We start from the raw sequence: 20,928 nt of genomic DNA, 5'->3' as shown, positions 1-20,928 counted from the left end.
TCAGAGACGCTCGGCCACGTACTCGGTGAGGTCAACCAGGCGGTTGGAGTAGCCCCACTCGTTGTCGTACCAGGCGGAGACCTTCACGAGGTTGCCGCTGACGTTGGTCAGCTCCGCGTCGAAGATCGACGAGTGCGGGTTGCCCTGGATGTCGCTGGAGACGATCGGGTCCTCCGTGTACTCCAGGATTCCCTCGAGGCGCCCCTCGGCAGCCGCGGCCTTGTAGGCGGCGTTGATCTGGTCGACCGTGAGCCCCTCGGTGGGGGTGACGATCGTCAGGTCGACGATGGACCCGGTGGGAACGGGAACGCGGTAGGACGAGCCGCTCAGCTTGCCGTTGAGCTCGGGCAGGACCAGCCCGATGGCCTTGGCAGCCCCGGTCGAGGCCGGGACGATGTTGATGGCGGCACCTCGTGCGCGCCGCAGGTCGCCGTGCGGGCCGTCCTGGAGGTTCTGGTCGGCGGTGTAGGCGTGCGCGGTCATCATGAAGCCGCGCTCGATGCCGAACGCGTCGTTGAAGACCTTCGCGAGCGGTGCGAGACAGTTGGTGGTGCACGAGGCGTTGGAGATGATGACGTCCGTCGCCGGATCGTAGGTCTCTTCGTTCACACCCATGACGATGGTGGCGTCGTCACCGGTGGCAGGGGCCGAGATGAGAACCTTCTTGGCACCGCCGGCGATGTGCTTCTTGGCGTCCTCCGCCTTGGTGAAGCGCCCGGTGGACTCGATGACGATGTCGACACCCAGCTCGCCCCAGGGCAGGTTGGCGGGATCGCGCTCCTCGAAGACCTTGATGGTCTTGTCGCCGACGGTGATGGAATCCTCGGTGTACGAGACCTCGGCGTCGAGCACGCCTCCGACGGAGTCGTACTTCAGCAGGTGCGCGAGGGTCTTGTTGTCGGTGAGGTCGTTGACCGCGACGATGTCGATGTCAGCGCCCTGCGCGAGAGCCGCGCGAAGGTAGTTGCGTCCGATGCGGCCGAAGCCGTTGATTCCGATCTTGACAGCCACGAGAGAGGACTCCTGTTGTGTCGTGCGCGCGAGCGCGAGGGGTTGCGAAGGTGAGGAAAGGAATGGAACAACGGCGTCCCAGCGGGCGATCCCGCTGGGACGCCGCGCTTGCTATGACAGTACCAGCAGGCCCGAGGTCTTCTCACGGGCGGCGTCGAGGCGCTGGGCGACGTTCTGCCAGTTGGCGATGTTCCACACCGCCTTGACGTAGTCGGCCTTGACGTTCAGGTAGTCGAGGTAGAAGGCGTGCTCCCACATGTCCAGCTGGAAGATCGGCACCGTCCCCTGGGCGGTGTTGGCCTGCTGGTCGAAGAGCTGCTGGATGATCAGCTGCTCGCCGATCGGGTCCCAGCTGAGAACCGCCCAACCCGAGCCCTGGATGCCGGTCGCGGCGGCGGTGAAGTGGGCCTGGAACTTCTCGAACGAGCCGAAGAACTCCGCGATCGCGGCGGCGAGCTCGCCCTCGGGCTGTCCGCCGCCCTCGGGCGAGAGGTTGGTCCAGAAGATGGAGTGATTGACGTGTCCGCCGAGGTTGAACGCCAGATCCTTCTCGAGCTTGTTCACGTTCGCGAGGTTGCCGCTCTCACGCGCCTCGGCGAGCTGCTCGAGCGCGGTGTTCGCACCGGTGACGTACGCCTGGTGGTGCTTGTCGTGATGCAGCTGCATGATCTTGCCGCTGATGTGCGGCTCCAGCGCGGCGTAGTCGTAGGGGAGGTCGGGCAAGGTGTACTTCGCCATATTCTCTTCTTCCTATCGGCGCGCGCCGAGGCTCCCCGGCGCAGCGAGGGTGACGGGTTTCATCCTACTGAGACCCAACAATCGGTCTCCGGGCTTGTTCCCCGCGACGAGACGTTGTATCAGTCGTCCACGCCGGCAGGAACCGCCGACTCGGTGCCGGGGATCCCGTCCGTCTCGGCCTTCTTGTCGGCCATGGCGAGCAGACGACGGATGCGGCCGGCGACGGCGTCCTTGGTCAGCGGCGGGTCGGCGTGGTGACCCAGCTCGTCGAGACTGGCGTCGCGGTGCGCGAGACGGAGCTCACCGGCCTGACGCAGGTGCTCCGGCACCTCGTCGCCGAGGATCTCCAGCGCCCGCTCGACCCGTGCGCACGCGGCGACCGCCGCCTGCGCCGAGCGGCGGAGGTTGGCGTCGTCGAAGTTCACCAGTCGATTCACGCCGGCGCGCACCTCACGGCGCTGGCGGAGCTGATCCCACTGAGCCGCCGCGCGCGCAGCGCCCATCTCGGCCAGGGCGACGCGGATACCCTCCCCCTCGCGGACGACCACGCGGGGAATGCCGCGGACTTCGCGCGCCTTCGCCGGGATGCCCAATCGATGCGCGGCACCCACGAGCGCCATCGCGGCCTCCGAGGCGGGGCAACTGATCTCCAGCGCCGCTGATCGTCCCGGCTCGCTGAGCGCACCGGCGCCGAGGAAAGCGCCGCGCCAGATGGCCGCGAGGTCGGGGCGGGCACCGGTGGTGAGCCGATTCGGGAGGCCGCGGACGGGTCGGCGTCGCTGGTCGAGGAGTCCGGTCTGGCGGGCGAGGGTCTCACCGCCCTCGATCACCCGGACGGCGTAGTGGCTGCCGTTACGGGCCCCCGAGCCATGCACGTGGACGAGTTCGGGACGAACGCCGTAGAGCTCGACGAGATCACGCGCGACGCGACGCGCCAAGGCTTCGGTGTCGACCTCGGCTTCGACCGCGACCCGATTGGCGATGGAGTGCAGACCGCCCGCGAACCTCAGCAGCGACGTCAGTTCGGCCACTCGTGCCGTCGGCCGCGGGTCGCGGACAGCGGTCAATTCGGCCTTCACCTCAGCGGTCAGCGACACGGGACTCCTCAGCATGGGTCGGAACGACGCTCCAGCCTACTCGGGCGCCCCGCCGCCCACGACCACGGCCTCGGCTACTCGCGCCCCAGGTCGCGATCCTTCACGCGAACGGCGACACCGGGAACCTCGCCCAGTCGTGCGGCGAGTTCGCGGGCCATCACCACCGAACGGTGCTTTCCGCCGGTGCAGCCGATCGCCACGACCGAGTGCCGCTTGTTCTCGCGCTGGTAGCCCTCGAGCACCGGTCGGAGTGCGGCGGCATACGCGTCGATGAACGCCACCGCGCCCTCCTGTTCGAGGACGTAGTCGCGCACACCCTCGTCGACGCCCGTCAGTGGCCGCAGCTGATCGTTCCAGTAGGGGTTGGGGAGGAAGCGCATGTCGGCGACGAGGTCGGCGTCGGGCGGAAGACCGTACTTGAATCCGAAGCTCATGACGGTCACCACGTGCCGTGCCGCACCCTCCTCCGAGAAGAGGTCGACCATGTGGGTCGCCAGCTGGTGGACGTTGAACTGCGAGGTGTCGATGATGAGGTCGGCGTTCTCACGGATCGCGGCCAGTCGCTGCCGTTCGCGCCGGATCCCATCGAGGATCGTGCCCTCGCCCTGCAGCGGATGCGGACGACGTACGGCCTCGAAGCGACGCACGAGCACCTCGTCGGAGGCATCGAGGAAGAGCACGCGCAGCTGGCGTCGGTCGCGCAGATCGTGCAGCGCCTGCGGGAGCTCAGCGAAGAGATTGCGCCCCCGGACGTCGACGACCACGGCCACCTTGGGCAGCGCGTGGGCGGCGAGCTCGGTCAGATCGAGCAGCGGCTTCAGCATCTGCGGGGGCAGGTTGTCCACCACGTACCACTCGAGGTCTTCGAGGGCGTTCGCCGCCGTGGAACGCCCTGCGCCCGACATCCCCGAGACGATGAGCATCTCACCCGGCGTCGTCTGTTCGTCGGCCATGCCCTCCCCCGTCGTCTGCTCCAGGTTACCCATCGGCGAGGTGGTCGACGATCGCGGCGGCGAGCTTCGGCCCCACACCGGGGAGCTCGGCGATCTCGTCGGGTGTCGCCTTCTTCAGCGCGGTCACCGACCCGAAGTGGCGGAGAAGGGCGCGGATGCGGGCCTCTCCGAGGCCGGGCACCTCGGTCAGCACGGATTGGATGTCGCGACGACGGCGGCTGCGCTGATGTCTGATCGCGAATCGATGGGCTTCGTCGCGCAGGCGCTGGAGGAGATAGAGGGCCTCGCTGGTGCGCGGCAGGATGACGGGGAAGTCGTCGCCGGGCAGCCACACCTCCTCGAGCCGCTTGGCGATTCCCGCCAGGGCGATCTCGGAGTGTCCGGCGTCGGCGAGGGCCCGGGCTGCGGCGGCGACCTGCGGCTGACCGCCGTCGACGAGAAGAAGCTGGGGCGGGTAGGCGAAGCGGGGCCGTTTGCGCGCGACGACGCACTCTTCCGACGTCTCTTCCTGGTCCTCGGGTCGATCGAGGTAGGCCAACCGGCGTGTGAGCACCTGATGGAGCGAGTCGGTGTCATCCGAGGTCTGCTCCACCTTGAAGGAACGGTACTGATCCTTGCGCGGCAGTCCGTCTTCGAAGACGACCATCGACGCGACGACGTTGGTCCCCCCGAGGTGGGAGACGTCGTAGCACTCGATCCGCAGGGGCGCTTCGTCCAGACCCAGCGCCTCCTGCAGATCGGTCAGCGCCTGGGTGCGAGCGACGTAGTCACTCGTACGGCGGGTCTTGTGCAGCATGAGTGCCTGCTGGGCGTTCAGCGTCGCCGTCTTCATCAGCTCCGCCTTCTGCCCCCGCTGGGCGACACCGATCGAGACCTTCTTACCGCGCCTCTCGCGGAGCCACTCCTCCAGTTCCTGCGCGTCATCAGGAAGTTCGGGTACGAGCACCTGGCGTGGGATGTCGGCTGCCGCGGCGTCGCCGTATGTGCGCTGCAGCACCTGATCGACGAGGTCGGCCCCGGAGATGTCGATCTCCTTCTCGATGGTGGTCGCACGCACACCGCGCACCCGGCCGCCGCGGACGACGAAGTGCTGCACGGCGGCGGCGAGTTCGTCTTCGGCGATGCCGAAGAGATCGGCATCGGTGTCGGAGGGCAGAACGAGGGCGCTGCGCTTGAGGACCGCGTCGATGGCCTGGAGCTTGTCTCGGTACACCGCCGCGGATTCGTAGTCCATCGCCGCCGAGGCCTCGTTCATCCGGGCGGTCATCTCGCGGGTGAAGCGCTGGTCGCCGCCCGCCATGAAGGCGATGAAGTCGTCGACGACGGCGCGATGCTCCTCGATCGTCACCTTCATCGAACACGGTCCGCCGCAGCGGCCGATCTGCCCCGGGAAGCACGGGCGCCCCGAAGCCATCGCCTTCTTGTACGACGCGTCGCTGCACGTGCGGATCGGGAAGACCTTGATGAGCAGGTCGATCGTGTCGTGGACCGCCCACACCTTGGGATACGGCCCGAAATACTTCGCCCCCGCGATCCGGTGGTTGCGGGTCACCATCACGCGCGGAGCCTCATCGCCCAGGGTGATAGCCATGAACGGGTAGGACTTGTCGTCGCGGTAGCGGACGTTGAAGGGGGGATCGAACTCCTTGATCCACTGATACTCCAGCTGCAGGGAATCGACGTCGGTGGCGACCACCGTCCACTCCACCGACGTCGCGGTGGTCACCATCCGTCGCGTGCGCTCGTGGAGGGTGTGCAGCGGAGCGAAGTAGTTCGACAGGCGGGCGCGGAGGTTCTTCGCCTTGCCGACGTAGAGCACGCGTCCCTGCCCATCGCGGAACCGGTAGACCCCCGGATTGGTGGGGATCTCACCAGCCTTGGGCCGGTAGGACAGCTGCGGTCGGCCCCGGCGGGGGGCGCGTTCGGTGGTCGTCACGGCCGACTCAGCCGGCCTTGCGGACCGCCGACTCGCCGAGCACCTCGGCCAGGAAGGCGCCGGTGTGGCTTTCCTCGACGCGCGCGACCTGCTCGGGTGTGCCCGTGGCTATCACCTGACCCCCGCCCGATCCGCCCTCGGGCCCGAGGTCGATCACCCAGTCGGCCGACTTGATGACATCGAGGTTGTGCTCGATCACGATGACCGAATTCCCCTTGTCGACCAGCCCGTTCAGCACCTCGAGCAATCGACGCACGTCTTCGAAGTGCAGCCCCGTCGTCGGCTCGTCGAGGACGTAGATGCTGCGTCCGTTCGAGCGCCTCTGCAGCTCCGTCGCGAGCTTGACGCGCTGCGCTTCGCCCCCGGAGAGGGTCGTCGCCGACTGTCCGAGCCTCACGTAGCCTAGGCCGACGTCGACGAGGGTCTTCAGGTAGCGGTGGATGGCCTGAATGGGCTCGAAGAACTCCGCCGCCTCGGAGATCGGCATCTCGAGCACTTCGGCGATGTTCTTGCCCTTGTAGTGCACCGAGAGGGTGTCGCGGTTGTACCGCTTGCCGTGGCAGACCTCGCAGTCGACGTAGACGTCGGGGAGGAAGTTCATCTCGATCTTGATCGTGCCGTCACCCGAGCACGCCTCGCAGCGGCCCCCCTTGACGTTGAAGCTGAACCGGCCCGGCTGATAGCCCCGGGCCTTGGCTTCGGGGGTCTCGCTGAAGAGGGTGCGGACGCGGTCGAAGACGCCCGTGTAGGTCGCGGGATTCGAGCGAGGCGTACGGCCGATGGGTGCCTGATCGACGTGGACGACCTTGTCGAGGTTGTCCAGACCCGTCACTCTCGTGTGCTTTCCCGGCACGGTGCGCGCACCGTTCAGCCGCGATGCCAGCACCTGATAGAGGATGTCGTTCACCAGTGACGATTTGCCGGAGCCGCTGACCCCGGTGACGGCCGTGAGCACACCGAGGGGGAAGTCGACGGTGACGTTGCGGAGGTTGTTCGCCCGGGCACCCACGACGCTGATCTTGCGCGAGCGATCGATCCGGCGCCGCTTCTTGGGCGTCGGGATCGCGCGCCGACCGGAGAGATAGTCGCCGGTGATCGAGTGCGGGTCGGCCAGGAGATCATCGAGCGGTCCGGAGTGCACCACCTCGCCACCGTCGACGCCCGCGCGCGGACCGATGTCGACGATCCAGTCCGCGGCGTGGATCGTCTCCTCATCGTGTTCGACGACGATCAGGGTGTTGCCGAGATCGCGGAGCTTGACCAGCGTCTCGATCAGGCGACGGTTGTCACGCTGGTGCAGACCGATGGAGGGCTCGTCGAGAACGTAGAGCACGCCGGTGAGGCCTGAGCCGATCTGGGTCGCGAGACGGATGCGCTGCGCCTCTCCCCCCGACAACGAACCGGCCGAACGACTGAGGTTGAGGTAGTTCAGCCCCACCTGGATGAGGAAGTCCAGCCGGAGGCGGATCTCGCGCAGCACCTGCGCCGCGATCTTGGCTTCCCGCGGGGTCAGCTCGAGGTCGGCGAAGAACGCGTGGGCGTCACCCAGGCTCAGCCGCGAGGCATCCGCGATGGAATGTCCATGCACCTGCACCGCCAGCACCTCGGGCTTCAGCCGCGCCCCGTCGCAGACGGGGCAGGGGACCTCGCGCAGGAACTCCGCCCAGCGCTGCCGCTGTGTGTCGGACTCGGCCTGCAGATACTGCCGCTCGATGTAGGGGACGACGCCCTCGAAGCCCGAGGAGTACCGCATCTCCCGCCCGTACCGGTTCTTCCACCGGACGGTGACCTTGTAGTTCTCGCCGCGCAGAACCGCGTCCTTGATGTCGGCGGGGAGCTTGCGCCACGGGGTGTCGAGCGAGAAATCCAGGTCGCGGGCAAGACCCTCCAGCAGCCGCTCGTAGTACTGGAAGAGTCCCTTGCCCTGTGTCGTCCACGGGATCAGCACGCCGTCGCGGATCGAGAGGTCCTCGTCGCCGATCATGAGCTCGACATCCACCGACATGCGGGTGCCCAGACCCGAGCAGGCGGGACAGGCGCCGAACGGAGCGTTGAAGGAGAACGTCCGCGGTTCGATCTCGGTCAGCTGCAGCGGATGCCCGTTCGGGCACGCCAACTTCTCGGAGAAGGACTGCCAGGCCTCGTCGCCCTCGCGGTCGACGAAGTTGACCTGCATGACTCCGCCGGCCAGGCCCAGCGCCGTCTCGACCGAGTCGGTGACCCGGGAGAGGATGTCGGGGCTTGCGACCAGGCGGTCGACGACCACCGCGATGTCGTGCTTGTAGCTCTTCTTCAGCGTCGGGGCGTCGGCGAGCTGAACCATGTCGCCGTCGACGATGGCGCGAGAGTAGCCCTTCGCGCTCAGCTCTTTGAAGAGGTCGACGAACTCGCCCTTCTTCTGCGAGACCACCGGCGCGACGATCTGATAGCGGGTGCGCTCGGGGAGTTCCATGAGCTGATCGGCGATCTGCTGCACGGTCTGCCGCTGAATGATCTCTCCGCACTCGGGGCAGTGCGGTATGCCGATGCGGGCCCACAGCAGACGCATGTAGTCGTGGATCTCGGTGATCGTGCCCACCGTCGACCGCGGGTTGCGGTTGGTCGACTTCTGATCGATCGAGACGGCGGGGCTCAAGCCCTCGATGAAATCCACGTCGGGCCGGTCGACCTGGCCGAGGAACTGACGGGCGTAGGCGCTCAGCGACTCGACGTATCGGCGCTGACCTTCGGCGAAGATCGTGTCGAAGGCGAGGCTGGACTTCCCCGACCCCGACAAGCCGGTGAAGACCACGAGCGAGTCACGGGGAATGTCGAGGTCGACGTCCTTCAGATTGTGGACGCGCGCGCCTCGGACGCTGAGTTTTCCGGACGACCCGAAGGAGAGATTTCCGCCGGATGCGGAGCCGGTCGGAAGGCCTGTGGAAGCGGGGGAACCGGGCAGGGCGACGGGAACGATGGGCACCCGTCAAGTGTAGGTGGGGCCTCCGACATGGAGTCCGGCGTTCGCGCCGAGCGAGAACCGAGGCACGATCCTCTCAGCCGATCGACACCCGCCCCGCAGCGTCGAGCCGCCATCCGGGATTGTGCGCGATCTCCCACGGGTGCCCGTCGGGATCGACGAAGACACCCGAGTATCCGCCCCACGGGGTCGGCCCGGCCGGACGACTGATCCGGGCACCCGCGTCTGCGGCCGCGCCGAGAAGGGCATCGACCGCGGAGGCGGAGGACACGTTGTGCGCCAGAGTCACCCCGCCCCATCCGCCAGGGTCGTCGATACCGGAATCTTCGGCGAGCTCTGCCCTTCCCCACAGCGCGAGGACGAACCCGTCGAGCTGGAAGAAGGCGACGACGCCGTCGATCGACTTTTCGTGCGGCGCCCACCCCAGGGCGCGGTAGAAGGCCAGTGCGCGTTCGAGGTCGGTGGCACCCAGGGTGATGAGGCTGACCCGCTGCGCCATCGACGTGTCAGGCATGACCGGCTCGCTCCATCGCGCGAAGCTCTTTCTTGAGGTCTTGCACCTCGTCACGCAGGCGCGCCGCGAGCTCGAACTTCAGCTCCCCTGCGGCCGCGAGCATCTGGCCGGACAGGTCGGCGATCGTGGCCTCCAACTGCTCGGCGCCCTCGGCCGCGATGCCCTCCCGTCGCAGCTGCGGCGTAGGCGACTTGCCCTTCCCCGACTTCACTCGCGCGTCCTTGCGGTTCAGCAGGGCCTTCGTGTCGTCCGCCTCGCGAGCGAGCACCTCGGTGATGTCGGCGATGCGCTTGCGCAGGGGCTGCGGATCGATGCCGTGCTCGAGGTTGTAGGCGATCTGCTTGTCGCGTCGACGATTCGTCTCGTCGATCGCGTTCCGCATCGAATCGGTGATGGTGTCGGCATACATGTGCACCTCACCCGAGACGTTTCGCGCCGCACGGCCGATGGTCTGGATGAGGGAGGTGCCGGATCGGAGGAAGCCCTCTTTGTCGGCGTCCAGGATCGACACCAGCGAAACCTCCGGAAGATCGAGACCCTCACGGAGCAGATTGATCCCGACCAGGACGTCGTACACGCCGGCGCGCAGTTCGGTCAGCAGTTCCACGCGTCGCAGGGTGTCGACGTCGGAGTGCAGGTACCGCACGCGCACGCCGTGCTCGCCGAGGAAGTCGGTGAGCTCCTCGGCCATCTTCTTGGTCAAGGTCGTCACGAGCACGCGCTCGTCGCGCTCCACGCGAAGGCGGATCTCTTCGAGCAGGTCATCGATCTGGCCCTTCGACGGCTTGACCACGATCTGCGGGTCGATCAGTCCGGTGGGTCGGATGATTTGCTCGACCACCCCGTCGGCGATGCCCATCTCATAGCGTCCGGGGGTTGCGGAGAGGTAGACCGTCTGTCCGATGCGCTCCTTGAACTCGTCCCATCGCAACGGTCGGTTGTCCAGCGCACTGGGGAGCCGGAACCCGTGCTCCACCAGCGTGCGCTTCCGAGAGGCATCACCCTCGTACATCGCACCGATCTGCGGAACGGTCACGTGCGACTCGTCGATGACCATGAGGAAGTCGTCGGGGAAGAAGTCCAGCAGAGTGTGCGGCGGCTCCCCCGGCATCCGTCCGTCCAGATGACGCGAGTAGTTCTCGATCCCCGAACAGAAACCCAGCTGCTGAAGCATCTCGAGGTCGAACGTCGTCCGCATGCGCAGCCGTTGCGCTTCGAGCAGCTTGTTCTGCGACTCCAGCTCCTTCAGGCGCTCGGCGAGCTCGTGCTCGATCGTTCCGATCGCGCGCTGCACGGTCTCGGTACCCGCGACGTAGTGAGAGGCAGGGAAGATCGGAACCGACTCCATGCGCTGCACGACATCACCCGTGAGGGGGTGGAGCATGTACAGCGCCTCGATCTCATCGCCGAACATCTCGATCCGGATCGCGTACTCCTCGTACACCGGGATGATCTCGATCGTGTCGCCCCGGACGCGGAAGTTCCCTCGCGAGAAGTCCACGTCGTTGCGGTTGTACTGCATCGAGATGAACTTGCGGATCAGAGCGTCGCGGTCGTAGACCTCGCCCACCTGCAGCGCCACCATCGCACGCAGGTACTCCTCGGGCGCGCCGAGGCCGTAGATGCACGACACGGTCGAGACCACCACGACGTCACGTCGGGACAGCAGCGAGTTCGTCGTCGAGTGGCGCAGCCGCTCGACTTCGGCGTTGATCGACGAGTCCTTCTCGATGAAGGTATCGGTCTGGGGCACGTAGGCCTCGGGCTGGTAGTAGTCGTAGTACGACACGAAGTACTCGACCGCGTTGTGCGGCATGAGCTCGCGGAACTCGTTGGCCAGCTGGGCGGCCAGGGTCTTGTTGTGCGCCAGCACCAGGGTGGGCCGCTGCACCGCCTCGATCAGCCACGCGGTGGTGGCGGACTTTCCCGTTCCGGTCGCTCCCAACAGGACGACGTCGGTTTCGCCGGCATTGATGCGGGCGGCGAGGTCGGCGATCGCCGACGGCTGATCGCCGGACGGCTCGTACTCGCTGACGACCTCGAAGGGCCTGACGGATCGTGTGGTCTGCACTGTTCCAGCGTAGGCGCGCCCTCCGACATCCGCTCCGTCAGCCGAAACCGCCGCCGAATCCGCCCGCGTCCATTCCACCGAAGCCGCCGCCGTCGCCGAATGCTCCGCCCCCGAACCCCCCGTCGCCGGCGTACCCGCCGGCGTCGACGGATGCCGCCGTGGGGTCGACGGTGTCGACGAGCCATCCCGGCTGCTCCGCGAGCATGAGAGACCCGGCGCCGACGGTGAAGTAGGCCGTGACCGCCTGGGTCAGGAGGAATTGCTGCGCGACGACCGTCATGACCCCGGCACTCATCAGGATCGATCGCGGGTCGGCCGTCTGTCGCGGGTCGCCCGCCTCGGGCGTCATCCGACCGTCCGCCCGCTCGCTGCGGTACTGCTCGGCACGGCGGACGAGTGTGGCCAGCAGACACGGCTCAGCATCGGCATCCTGCCGCTCGTCGTCACGGAGGAAAGGACGGAGTTCTGCGAGCATTGCTCGCCGGCGCTCCAGCGGGAGGTCGCGGAACGCCGTGGCGTGCGCGCTCTCGATGACCGATGCCGGGAGCGTGTTCAGCAGGTACACGTACCTCGAGATCTGCTCTTCCTCGGTGACCGCGCGGTACGGCGCCCTCCGCCGCCGACGGAATCTCCAGAGCGCTCCCATGTCGGCTCCTCCTGATCGGTAGCGACAGGGTACGCCGAACTCAGCGGCGTCTGGCGTTTTTCTCTACGATCCGTCGAGGCAGCTCCTGCCAGAGCCGGTCGACCTGGGAGAGCGTGTCCGCCATCGGCACCGCAGTGTCGATCACCACGTCGGCGAGCGCGAGGCGCTCGTCGTCGCTCGCCTGCGCGGCGATCCGGGCGGTCGCGTCCTGCTCCGTGAAGCCTCGCAGGTCGACCAGCCGTCGCCGTCGGATCTCCGCGGGCGCGTGGGCGACCACGATCAGATCCCAGGGGTCCGCGGCGCGGGCCTCCGCCAGAAGGGGGACGTCGTAGACGACCACCGCGTCGGGGTCCGCTGTGAACGCCTCGGCGAAACGCCGGGCCGACTCCTCCCGGACGGCGGGATGCACGATGGCGTTCATACGCTCGACCGCCGCGGCATCGCCGAAGGTGCGGCCGGCCAGGGCGGCCCGGTCCAGTGATCCGTCCTCGCGGAGGATGTCGTCGCCGAACTCCGCGGCGAGCGCCGTGAGGACCGGGGAGCCCGGCAGCTGGACGTGGCGCACGATCGCGTCGGCGTCGACGACGACGGCGCCGTGGTCGGCGAGGCGCCGGGCGATGGTCGACTTCCCCGAGGCGATCCCGCCGGTGAGCGCGAGCAGAGACATGTTCCGAGCATGCCACGCCGAGGTCGTGGGACGCCGGAGGGCTGCGCCCTCTAGACTGGGCCGATCGGACGCACCCCCCGAACGCGGCCGGAAGCGAGCGAGGCAACGCGGTGACACAGTCAGCCGTCGTGATCGAAGATGAGGCCGACATCCGGTCGCTCATCTCGCTCGTCCTGGAATCGGCGGGCTACGCCGTCCACGCCGCCGACAATGGACTGGACGGCGTGGAGCTGGTGCGTCGCGTGTCACCCGAGGTGGTCACCCTCGACATCAGCATGCCCGGGATCGACGGGTACGAGACCGCCCGGCGCATCCGCCGCTTCAGCGCCACCCACATCATCATGATCACGGCCTTCGTGCAGGAGTCGGATGCGCAGGAGGGACTGGACGCCGGCGCCGACGAGTATCTCCGCAAGCCCTTCCGGCCGCGGGAGCTGCGCGCCCGCATCGAGGCGCTGACGACGACGCGTCGACCCGAGTAGGTCTCACGCCTCGGCGGTGCGCGCGACCACCACCGCCGAGTCGGCGCTGGAGAATCCGCTCACGGCGCTCGTGCGCGCCACCCGAAGAAGCGTCTCAGGCTCGTATCCGACGATCTCGGTCAGCGCGACGCCGACGCCGACGACGGGGAGACCGACGCCGGAAAGCTGACCGAGGGCGTCGAAACTGCCGCGGTACAGCGTCATGGCCTCCCGGCGGGCGGTGCTCGGTGAGGACGCGGTCGTGACCAGGGCGATGCCGCCCTCGCCGTCCTCCCCCATCACCGAGAACAGAGGCGCGTGACTGCGGACCGCCTCGCGCCACACCACGATCGCCTCGCGGCGCGCGTCTTCACCGAAGGCGGTGGCGATGTGTGCCAGGTCGTCGAGTCTGACCTCGATCACCGCGAGCGCCACGCCCCGGGCTTCGGCCGTGGCCGTCAGCGAATCCAGGGCGGCGCGAAGACGCTTCTCGGTGAGGATCCCCGTCACAGCATCCTCTGCTCCGGCCAGCGCACGCTGGTGGCGCAGTTCCGCCCGTCCTGCGCGGAGCACGGAGGTCACGACCACGGCGACGATCATCAGCAGGACCGTCAGCATCCCCACGACGACGCTGCCGAACCACGTCTGGAAGAACGGGTCGTCGGGGCCGATCAGGAGGAACGCGAGGAGACGGAAGGAGAAGTAGACGGCTTCGATGGCGAACACGGCGCCGAGCACCCACGCCGTCCGCATGCCGCCGAGCGAACCGCGGAAGCACTCGATCCCCGCCGCACCGGCCACGACGACGAGAGCGGCGAACGTCCACGCCGCTCCCGCCCAGTCATCGAGGCTCGGCTGTTCGAGCACCGTGGCGACGGCGGTGACCGCGCTGAGCACGGCGATCATGCCGATGGCAAGACCGTTTCGTCGACCGTTGTAGAGGCGGCAGCCGATCCACATCGCGCCGGTTCCGGCGACGAACGCGGAGTTGCCCGCGACGACCGCCCAGAAGGCGGTGGGATCGGCGGCCCAGGCGAGGTAGAGCAGGGAGGTCAGGATGGCGCCGAGGAATCCCAGCGCCCACGCCCGCCCGGCAGCCTCATCGCGACGAAGCACGGTCTCGAGGAGGAACACGGTGCCCGCGACGAAGACGACAAGGGCGGTCATCACCGCTGACGTCACCAGATCGAGATCCGCGAGCATCAGGCCTCCCCTCCTCCGCCTGGACGGGTCGCGGGCAGGGTGACGGTGAATGTCGAGCCCACCCCGAGCACGCTGCTGACCGTGATGTCGCCGCCGTGCCCGCGGACGATGTCGCGACTGATCGCGAGACCGAGACCCGTTCCCGACACGGGTGAGGAGCGCACCGCGACACCGCGGTAATAGCGCTGGAAGAGTGCCTCGACATCCTCCTCCGTCATGCCCACGCCGCTGTCCTCGATGACGATCGCGGTCCATCGCCCCGTGGTCGCCGATTGCAAGGACACCCGTCCCCCCTCGCGGTTGTACTTGACGGCGTTGGAGAGCAGGTTGTCGATCACCTGGGCGAGCCGACGCGGGTCGACATAGGCGTGCGCCGGACGCAGCCGGGTCGTGTCGATGGTGACGCCGCGCTCGCCCGCGCGGAGCACGAGCGATTCGACGGCCGCTCGGATGACCTCGGAGACCTCCACGACCTCCGGCTGCATGACGAGCTCGACGCGGTCGTCGGCAGCCGCCGATGCCGTCAGGACGTCGGAGACGAGCTCGAGCAGCTGTTCGGCGTTCCGGTCGGCGATCTGGAGGTTCGATCGGATCCGGGACGGTGTCTCGGGGTCGTCGATGGCGAGCTCGATGTAGCCGAGGATCGACGTCAGTGGGGTCCGCAGCTCGTGCGACACCGACGAGATCACCTCGTCCCGCGCCCGTGCGGCGAGCATCTCGACGGTGACATCGCGGGAGACGACGACCGCGCCGGCATCCCGACCGTCGGAATCGCGCAACCGTCGGGCGGTGAAGCTCAACGCCCGCTGCAGGCCGCCCGGCGTACCGAACCACACGCGCTCGTCCTGGAAGACCGCGCCGCGGCGCGCGCGCTCGAGCGGGAGCTCTTCGCGCGGCAGGCGGGTCGTGCGATCCGTGCGGTAGGCCTCGAGCTGATCCTCCGCCTCGACGTCGGCGAGCACCTGCTGCAGGCGGGCATGGGCGTCATTGGTCACCGTGATCGCGCCGGTCTCGTCGATGCGGATGACGCCGAAGTCGACGGCGTCGAGCACCTCGGTCACGAGCTGCTCCTGACGCCGGGCCCGCTCGGCCGACTGCCGCAGCAGCGCGGCCTGCTTGTCCAGCAGCATCCGCTGTGCCGCCGCCCGCCGCGCGGCGAGGAAGGAGGTCAGCCCGACGGCGATGAGGACGACGGGCAGGAGGATGGTGCTCAGCACCGCCCCGTTCGGCGGCCCGATGGCCACGGTTATCCAGTAGGTCACGCTGGCCGTGACCACCCCCGAGATGAGGCCCGCGATCCCGAAGCCGGTCGCCAGCCACATCACCGGGAAGATGAAGAGCAATCCCGTCCCGAGGGCGGGGGCGGCACTGCGGATGACGCCGACGGCGACGATGTCGGCCAACGGGATCGCCATCAGCCACCACGAGGACATGCGGTCCCACGGCACCACGAGCGCGAGTCCGGTGAGGATGAAGATCCCGATCACCCCGGCGAAGAAGACCGGCATGCTCCCCACCACATCCGTCGCCAGCACGGCGATCGCGACCGCCAGGACGAGCGCCCCGAGGAGGAGCTGGGTGAGAGCGGGCGAACGCCCGCGCGCGCGATCGGCGAGGACGACATCGATCCAGCGGCGCGTGTCGGGGGCGGCGGAGGGAACGGATGCGGTGGGGGTGACGTCCATGCGACTACGACCGCCCTGCCGACGGTTCGGCGTCTTCCCGCGCGTACCCCGCGACGAGCTCCTGCTCGCGGGCGAATCCGGGGAGGAAGACCGCCACGACCACCGCACCGACGACGATCGCGACAGCACCGATCAGATAGGCGGAGAACGCGCCGTCGAGCAGGGACTGCGTCGCCCCCTGGGTGATCTCGGTGGCGTACTGCGGATACTGCTCAGCGACTCGCAGCGCCGAGGCGTACGAGGCCTGCAGCGCCTGCGTCACCTCGGCACTCACCGACTGCGCCTCGGCCGACGCGGCGATCTGACGGGCGAACGAGGCCGCGAAGCCGGCTGCGAGAACCGCCCCGAGGAGGGCCTGCATGATCGAGCCGCCCAGGTCGCGCTGCAGATCCGAGGTCGCTGACGCCATCCCCACGCGTCTGACCGGCGTGCTCTCGGTGAGCGCACGCGAAGCCGGCGTCATCGCGAAGGCGGCACCGCTGCCGATGAAGAGGAAGCCGGCGCCGACGAGCACGTACGGCGTGGACTCCCCCCACAGCAGGGTGGTGAGGAAGCCCAGCAGGACGAGCGCATACCCCGCCAGCATGGTCGCGCGCGACCCACGCGAGGTGAGCAGCCGCGCGGACAGCGGAGCGCACAGCAGCAGACCGACGGCGGCCGGCACCACCGCCACCCCGGCTTCCAGGGTGCTGTACCCGAGGATGTTCTGGAGGAACTGCTGCCCGACGAACATCGCCCCCATCAGCGAGCCGAAGACGATCGTGCCACCGGTGGCCGGTACCCAGAACATGCGCCGTCGGGCGACCCTCAGTTCGTAGATCGGATGCCGCGCCGCCATCTGGCGCCAGGCGAACAGTGCCAGCAGCACCACCGCTGCGCCCAGCAGGATCAGCCCGAGCAGAGTCTGACCGGGCGCGAAGACCAGACTCACCCCGAGCACGAGCGCGGCGATCGCGAGGGTCGCGAGAACCCCTCCGAGGTGATCGACGGGGTCGTCGTTCTCCTTGACGTGCGAGGGCACGAAGAGCGCAACGAGGACGAAGGCGATCGCAGCGATGGGCGCCGCCAGCAGAAAGGCCGAGCCCCACCACCAGATCGTCAGCAGCAACCCTGCCAGCACGGAGCCGATCACCGCAGCCGTGGCGCTGACGCCCGACCAGAGGGCGATGGCCACGGTACGCCGGGGCCCCTGAGCCCACAGCGCGGTGATCAGCGACAGGGTGGTGGGAAAGGCCATGCCGGCTGCGACACCGGTGAAGATCCGCGCGGCGATGAGCATCTCCACCGTCGGGGAGAAGGCGGAGAGGAAGCTTGCGACGACGGTGAGAGCGAGGCCGAGCAGAAGCAGCTGTTTGCGTCCGTAGCGGTCGGCCAGAGCCCCGAGGTACAGCACCGACATCGCAAGCCCCAGCCCGCACCCGACGGCGACGAGATTCAGCGCGGTCTGGGTGGCGCCGAAGGCGTCGCCGACGTCGGGAAGGGCGACGTTGGCGGCGGCGAGGTTGATGTTGCACACCAGCGCGGCCAGGATCAGGGCCGTCAGGACCACGGGCGCCCGGGGCGGGACCGTGCCGAGGTCTGTGTCGCCCGCGCGCGTCTGAGTCACGCGCTCACTTTATCGAGGCGCGAGACCTGCGGTGCGCAGCACCACAGCAGCGGTGACCGCGGCAGCGGTGCACATCGCCGCGAGCGCAGCGATGAAGGCCGTCCAGCCGGGCCCGGCGTAGACGAAGCCGAGGCACCAGCCGAACAGGCTCGACCCGCCGTAGTAGGCGAGATAGTACAGCGAGGACGCCTGCGCCCGGGTATCGGCCGAAGCGGCCACGGGGGCCCAGCCCGACGCCACGGCGTGGGCCGCGAAGAACCCCGCGGTGAAGACGAGGAGACCGAGGAGGACGACCGCGGTCGTGGGAGCCAGCAGCGCAACCAGCCCCACGAGCATCGCCGAGATGCCGCCGAGGAGGACCGGGAGCCGGCCGTGACGCACGGCGAGCGCACCGGCCCAGGGGGATGAGACCGTCCCGGCGAGGTAGGAGAGGAACAGCAGGGTCGCCAGCCACCCGGGCAGGGAGAACGGTGGCTGCGCGAGGTGGAAACCGAGGTAGTTGAACACCGCGACGAACGCTCCCATGAGGAGGAATCCCTGCGCGTCGATTGCGAGCTGGGCCGGGGTTCGCATGACAGCGGAGAGCCGCTCGCCGAGCCGGCGCTCCGGCCGATGGCGGTGGGCGATGAAGCCCCGCGCGCGCGGGACGAGCCAGAGGAAGACCACGGCCGAGGCCGCGCACAGGATCGCCACCGCCCACATTCCGGCCCGCCATTCGACGAGGTCGGCGACGGGGCCCGACACCAGCCGTCCCGAGAGCCCGCCGACGGTCGTACCGGCGATGTAGCTCCCCGCCGCGGACGCCGTGTGGCGCGCGTCGACCTCCTCGCTCAGATAGGCCAGGGCGATGGCGGGGATCGCTCCCAGCGCCACACCCTCGGCGAGTCGGATGCCGAGGAACACGCCGATGTCGTCGGCCAGCGGCGCCAGCAGCCCGAGGACCGTGGCAGCGCAGATCCCGACGGTCATGGCCGGCACGCGACCGAAGCGGTCGGCGACGATGGACCACGGGATGACGGCGGCGGCCAGACCGAGCGTCGTCACCGACACCGCGAGGGAGGCGGTCGGGGGCGACACGTCGAGGTCGGCGGAGATGAGCGGCAGCACCGCCTGAGGCGAGTACAGCTGCGCGAAGGTGGCGATCCCGGCGAAGAACAGGGCGACGAGGAGACGCCGGTACGCGCGGCTCCCCGGCAGGTGCCCGGTCGCGTCGCTCATCGGTCCGACGCTACGCGGTTCATCCCGTCACGTTCGTCCGCACACGGCACAGGGCCGGAACCCGTGACGGGTTCCGGCCCTGTGCGCGGATGGTGCGAGCTCAGCGACCAGAGAGCTTCTCACGAAGCGCAGCGAGCGCCTCGTCGTCGGCCAGCGTTCCGCCGCCCGACGTGTCGGACGAGAACGAGGACGAACCCGTCGACTCGACCGCGGGCGCGTTCGCCTCGGCCTCGAGGGCCTTGACGACGGCGGCCTTGTGGGCCTCCCAGCGCGCCTGTGCGGCGGCGTAGTCCTGCTCCCAGGCCTCGCGCTGCTCGTCGAAGCCTTCCTTCCACTGGTTGGTCTCCGGGTCGAAGCCCTCGGGGTACTTGTACTCCCCGTTCTCGTCGTACTCGGTGACCATGCCGTAGAGGGCCGGGTCGAACTCGGTGCCGTAGGGGTCGACCGACTCGTTGGCCTGCTTCAGCGACAGCGAGATGCGGCGACGCTCGAGGTCGATGTCGATGATCTTGACGAAGACCTCTTCGCCGACCGACACGACCTGCTCGGCGAGCTCGACGTGCTTGCCCGAGAGCTCGGAGATGTGCACGAGACCCTCGATGCCGTCCGCGACGCGGACGAACGCACCGAACGGCACGAGCTTGGTGACCTTGCCCGGCGCGATCTGACCGATCGCGTGGGTGCGGGCGAAGACCTGCCACGGGTCCTCCTGCGTCGCCTTCAGCGACAGGGAGACGCGCTCGCGGTCGAGGTCGACCTCGAGGATCTCGACGGTGACCTCCTGGCCCACCTCGACGACCTCGGAGGCGTGCTCGATGTGCTTCCACGACAGCTCGGAGACGTGCACGAGGCCGTCCACGCCGCCGAGGTCGACGAAGGCACCGAAGTTGACGATCGACGAGACCGTTCCCTTGCGGACCTGGCCCTTGTGCAGGTTGTTGAGGAACGTGGTGCGCGACTCGGACTGGGTCTGCTCGAGCAGAGCACGACGCGAGAGCACGACGTTGTTGCGGTTCTTGTCGAGCTCGAGGATCTTCGCCTCGATCTCCTGACCCAGGTACGGGGTGAGGTCGCGGACGCGGCGCAGCTCGATGAGCGAAGCGGGGAGGAATCCGCGCAGGCCGATGTCGACGATGAGGCCACCCTTGACGACCTCGATCACCTGGCCGGTAACCACGCCGTCGGTCTCCTTGATCTTCTCCACGTCACCCCAGGCGCGCTCGTACTGTGCGCGCTTCTTGGACAGGATCAGGCGCCCTTCCTTGTCCTCCTTCTGGAGGACGAGCGCCTCGACGTGGTCGCCGACGTTGACGACCTCGTTGGGGTCGACGTCGTGCTTGATCGAAAGCTCGCGCGAGGGGATGACACCCTCGGTCTTGTAGCCGACGTCGAGGAGGACCTCGTCGCGGTCGATCTTCACGACGGTGCCTTCGATGAGGTCTCCGTCGTTGAAGAACTTCAGGGTCTTTTCGACCGCGGCCAGGAAGTCCTCGGCAGATCCGATGTCGTTGATCGCGACCTGCTTGGTGGCCGGGGCGGTCGTTGCGGTAGTCATGTAGTGGGTTGTCCTTGGTGGTGTGGTGTTCGGGCCTCGGCTGCCTGGTCCGCACGCGAAAGCGGTCGGATCCGGCCCCGAGGCGGAGCGGATTGTGGTCGTACGGCGTCACATGTGGCGCACCGGCCCACACGTCATCCCGAGATCGAAACCGGGCATGGTGGAACCGTCACACGCGTGACACTTCAGGTTATCAGAGAGCGTCAGCCCGCGGAGACCTCGACGGTGAACTCCAACGGCTGGATCCCGCCGTCCTGATTCGTCATCGTGACCGTCGTCGTGCCCTCGGCGAGCGCACGCACCCCCGGGTTGAAGGTGGCGCTGCCGTCATCCCTCCCCTGGACGAATTCCGCCACGGCGGGATCGGCGACCTCGCCCTCGTAACTGTCGATCGCGAGGTCACCGGTGTCGATGTTGAGCACCTGACCGACGACGAGCTCGACCGTGGCCCCCTGCAGATCGTTGGCCGACTCGGTGACGGGGGCGATCACCGACGTGCTCCCGGGATTCGCCGCGCCGGGTGCACAGGCGCTGAGCGAAAGGGCGAATGCCGCCGTGGAGAGGACGGCCAGGACGAGCTTCGGGCTGCGCATGAACTCACCATGGCA

The 20,928-nt window shown here is 68.3% G+C and carries 17 protein-coding genes; 1 reads left to right on the top strand and 16 read right to left on the bottom strand.

Features of this window, described 5'->3' with window-relative positions:
• From gap to coaE, 10 genes are all read right to left on the bottom strand, one after another.
• Positions 1-1,011 (bottom strand): type I glyceraldehyde-3-phosphate dehydrogenase, encoded by a 1,011-nt coding sequence (gene gap, locus V6S02_RS05430; RefSeq protein ID WP_124293071.1) that lies wholly within the window; start codon positions 1,009-1,011, stop codon positions 1-3.
• A gap of 111 nt (positions 1,012-1,122) precedes the next feature.
• Positions 1,123-1,749 carry a superoxide dismutase gene (locus V6S02_RS05425; protein WP_124293070.1) on the bottom strand — a complete coding sequence of 209 codons (627 nt, stop codon included), beginning with the start codon at positions 1,747-1,749 and terminating at the stop codon, positions 1,123-1,125.
• A gap of 119 nt (positions 1,750-1,868) precedes the next feature.
• Complete coding sequence (gene whiA, locus V6S02_RS05420) at positions 1,869-2,846, bottom strand: DNA-binding protein WhiA (protein WP_124293069.1); 978 nt, start codon at positions 2,844-2,846, stop codon at positions 1,869-1,871.
• Between the two features lie 74 nt (positions 2,847-2,920).
• Entirely contained in the window at positions 2,921-3,832 is a 912-nt protein-coding gene (gene rapZ / locus V6S02_RS05415) for an RNase adapter RapZ (protein WP_442927898.1), read from the bottom strand.
• Complete coding sequence (gene uvrC, locus V6S02_RS05410; protein WP_336400138.1) at positions 3,825-5,735, bottom strand: excinuclease ABC subunit UvrC; 1,911 nt, start codon at positions 5,733-5,735, stop codon at positions 3,825-3,827. The genes rapZ and uvrC overlap by 8 nt, the downstream gene beginning before the upstream one ends.
• Before the next feature lie 7 nt (positions 5,736-5,742).
• Entirely contained in the window at positions 5,743-8,697 is a 2,955-nt protein-coding gene (uvrA, locus tag V6S02_RS05405; RefSeq protein ID WP_336400137.1) for an excinuclease ABC subunit UvrA, read from the bottom strand.
• 73 nt (positions 8,698-8,770) lie between these two features.
• Positions 8,771-9,208 carry a VOC family protein gene (locus V6S02_RS05400; RefSeq protein WP_336400136.1) on the bottom strand — a complete coding sequence of 146 codons (438 nt, stop codon included), beginning with the start codon at positions 9,206-9,208 and terminating at the stop codon, positions 8,771-8,773.
• Positions 9,201-11,279, bottom strand: a complete 2,079-nt coding sequence (gene uvrB, locus V6S02_RS05395) for an excinuclease ABC subunit UvrB (RefSeq protein ID WP_124293067.1) — start codon at positions 11,277-11,279, stop codon at positions 9,201-9,203. Before uvrB ends, V6S02_RS05400 begins: the two co-directional genes overlap by 8 nt.
• 37 nt (positions 11,280-11,316) lie before the next feature.
• Positions 11,317-11,925 (bottom strand): hypothetical protein, encoded by a 609-nt coding sequence (locus V6S02_RS05390; RefSeq protein WP_336400135.1) that lies wholly within the window; start codon positions 11,923-11,925, stop codon positions 11,317-11,319.
• A gap of 40 nt (positions 11,926-11,965) precedes the next feature.
• Positions 11,966-12,592, bottom strand: coding sequence for a dephospho-CoA kinase (coaE, locus tag V6S02_RS05385; protein ID WP_336400134.1), 627 nt, complete (start codon positions 12,590-12,592; stop codon positions 11,966-11,968).
• Positions 12,593-12,702: 110 nt separating this feature from the next.
• Between coaE and V6S02_RS05380 the strand changes: the two genes are divergently transcribed.
• Entirely contained in the window at positions 12,703-13,074 is a 372-nt protein-coding gene (locus V6S02_RS05380) for a response regulator transcription factor (protein ID WP_240638456.1), read from the top strand.
• A gap of 3 nt (positions 13,075-13,077) precedes the next feature.
• Here V6S02_RS05380 and V6S02_RS05375 read toward each other — a convergent pair whose 3' ends face one another.
• From V6S02_RS05375 to V6S02_RS05350, 6 genes are all read right to left on the bottom strand, one after another.
• Positions 13,078-14,256, bottom strand: a complete 1,179-nt coding sequence (locus V6S02_RS05375) for a hypothetical protein (protein ID WP_124293063.1) — start codon at positions 14,254-14,256, stop codon at positions 13,078-13,080.
• Positions 14,256-15,941, bottom strand: a complete 1,686-nt coding sequence (locus tag V6S02_RS05370) for a sensor histidine kinase (protein ID WP_336400133.1) — start codon at positions 15,939-15,941, stop codon at positions 14,256-14,258. The genes V6S02_RS05375 and V6S02_RS05370 overlap by 1 nt, the downstream gene beginning before the upstream one ends.
• A 4-nt stretch (positions 15,942-15,945) precedes the next feature.
• Positions 15,946-17,547: an MFS transporter gene (locus V6S02_RS05365; RefSeq protein ID WP_336400132.1), complete on the bottom strand. Its 1,602-nt coding sequence runs from the start codon at positions 17,545-17,547 to the stop codon at positions 15,946-15,948.
• A 9-nt stretch (positions 17,548-17,556) separates the two neighbouring features.
• Complete coding sequence (locus tag V6S02_RS05360) at positions 17,557-18,765, bottom strand: MFS transporter (protein ID WP_336400131.1); 1,209 nt, start codon at positions 18,763-18,765, stop codon at positions 17,557-17,559.
• Between the two features lie 100 nt (positions 18,766-18,865).
• Positions 18,866-20,320, bottom strand: a complete 1,455-nt coding sequence (gene rpsA, locus V6S02_RS05355; protein WP_124293059.1) for a 30S ribosomal protein S1 — start codon at positions 20,318-20,320, stop codon at positions 18,866-18,868.
• Between the two features lie 203 nt (positions 20,321-20,523).
• Entirely contained in the window at positions 20,524-20,913 is a 390-nt protein-coding gene (locus V6S02_RS05350) for a hypothetical protein (protein ID WP_336400130.1), read from the bottom strand.
• Between the last annotated feature and the right edge of the window lie 15 nt (positions 20,914-20,928).

Source organism: Microbacterium sp. CCNWLW134, assembly GCF_037083565.1.
Taxonomy (GTDB): Bacteria; Actinomycetota; Actinomycetes; order Actinomycetales; family Microbacteriaceae; genus Microbacterium.
Note: the sequence above shows the minus strand (reverse complement) of the source record. Positions and strands in the feature narration are given on the sequence as shown.

Excerpts from the sequence above, each read along its gene's own strand:
- V6S02_RS05425 (WP_124293070.1), bottom strand. The coding sequence starts at position 1,749 with ATGGCGAAGTACACCTTGCCCGACCTCCCCTACGACTACGCCGCGCTG.
- rapZ (WP_442927898.1), bottom strand. The coding sequence starts at position 3,832 with ATGGGTAACCTGGAGCAGACGACGGGGGAGGGCATGGCCGACGAACAG.
- V6S02_RS05400 (WP_336400136.1), bottom strand. The coding sequence starts at position 9,208 with ATGCCTGACACGTCGATGGCGCAGCGGGTCAGCCTCATCACCCTGGGT.
- V6S02_RS05390 (WP_336400135.1), bottom strand. The coding sequence starts at position 11,925 with ATGGGAGCGCTCTGGAGATTCCGTCGGCGGCGGAGGGCGCCGTACCGC.
- coaE (WP_336400134.1), bottom strand. The coding sequence starts at position 12,592 with ATGTCTCTGCTCGCGCTCACCGGCGGGATCGCCTCGGGGAAGTCGACC.
- V6S02_RS05375 (WP_124293063.1), bottom strand. The coding sequence starts at position 14,256 with ATGCTCGCGGATCTCGATCTGGTGACGTCAGCGGTGATGACCGCCCTT.
- V6S02_RS05370 (WP_336400133.1), bottom strand. The coding sequence starts at position 15,941 with ATGGACGTCACCCCCACCGCATCCGTTCCCTCCGCCGCCCCCGACACG.
- V6S02_RS05360 (WP_336400131.1), bottom strand. The coding sequence starts at position 18,765 with ATGAGCGACGCGACCGGGCACCTGCCGGGGAGCCGCGCGTACCGGCGT.
- rpsA (WP_124293059.1), bottom strand. The coding sequence starts at position 20,320 with ATGACTACCGCAACGACCGCCCCGGCCACCAAGCAGGTCGCGATCAAC.
- V6S02_RS05350 (WP_336400130.1), bottom strand. The coding sequence starts at position 20,913 with ATGCGCAGCCCGAAGCTCGTCCTGGCCGTCCTCTCCACGGCGGCATTC.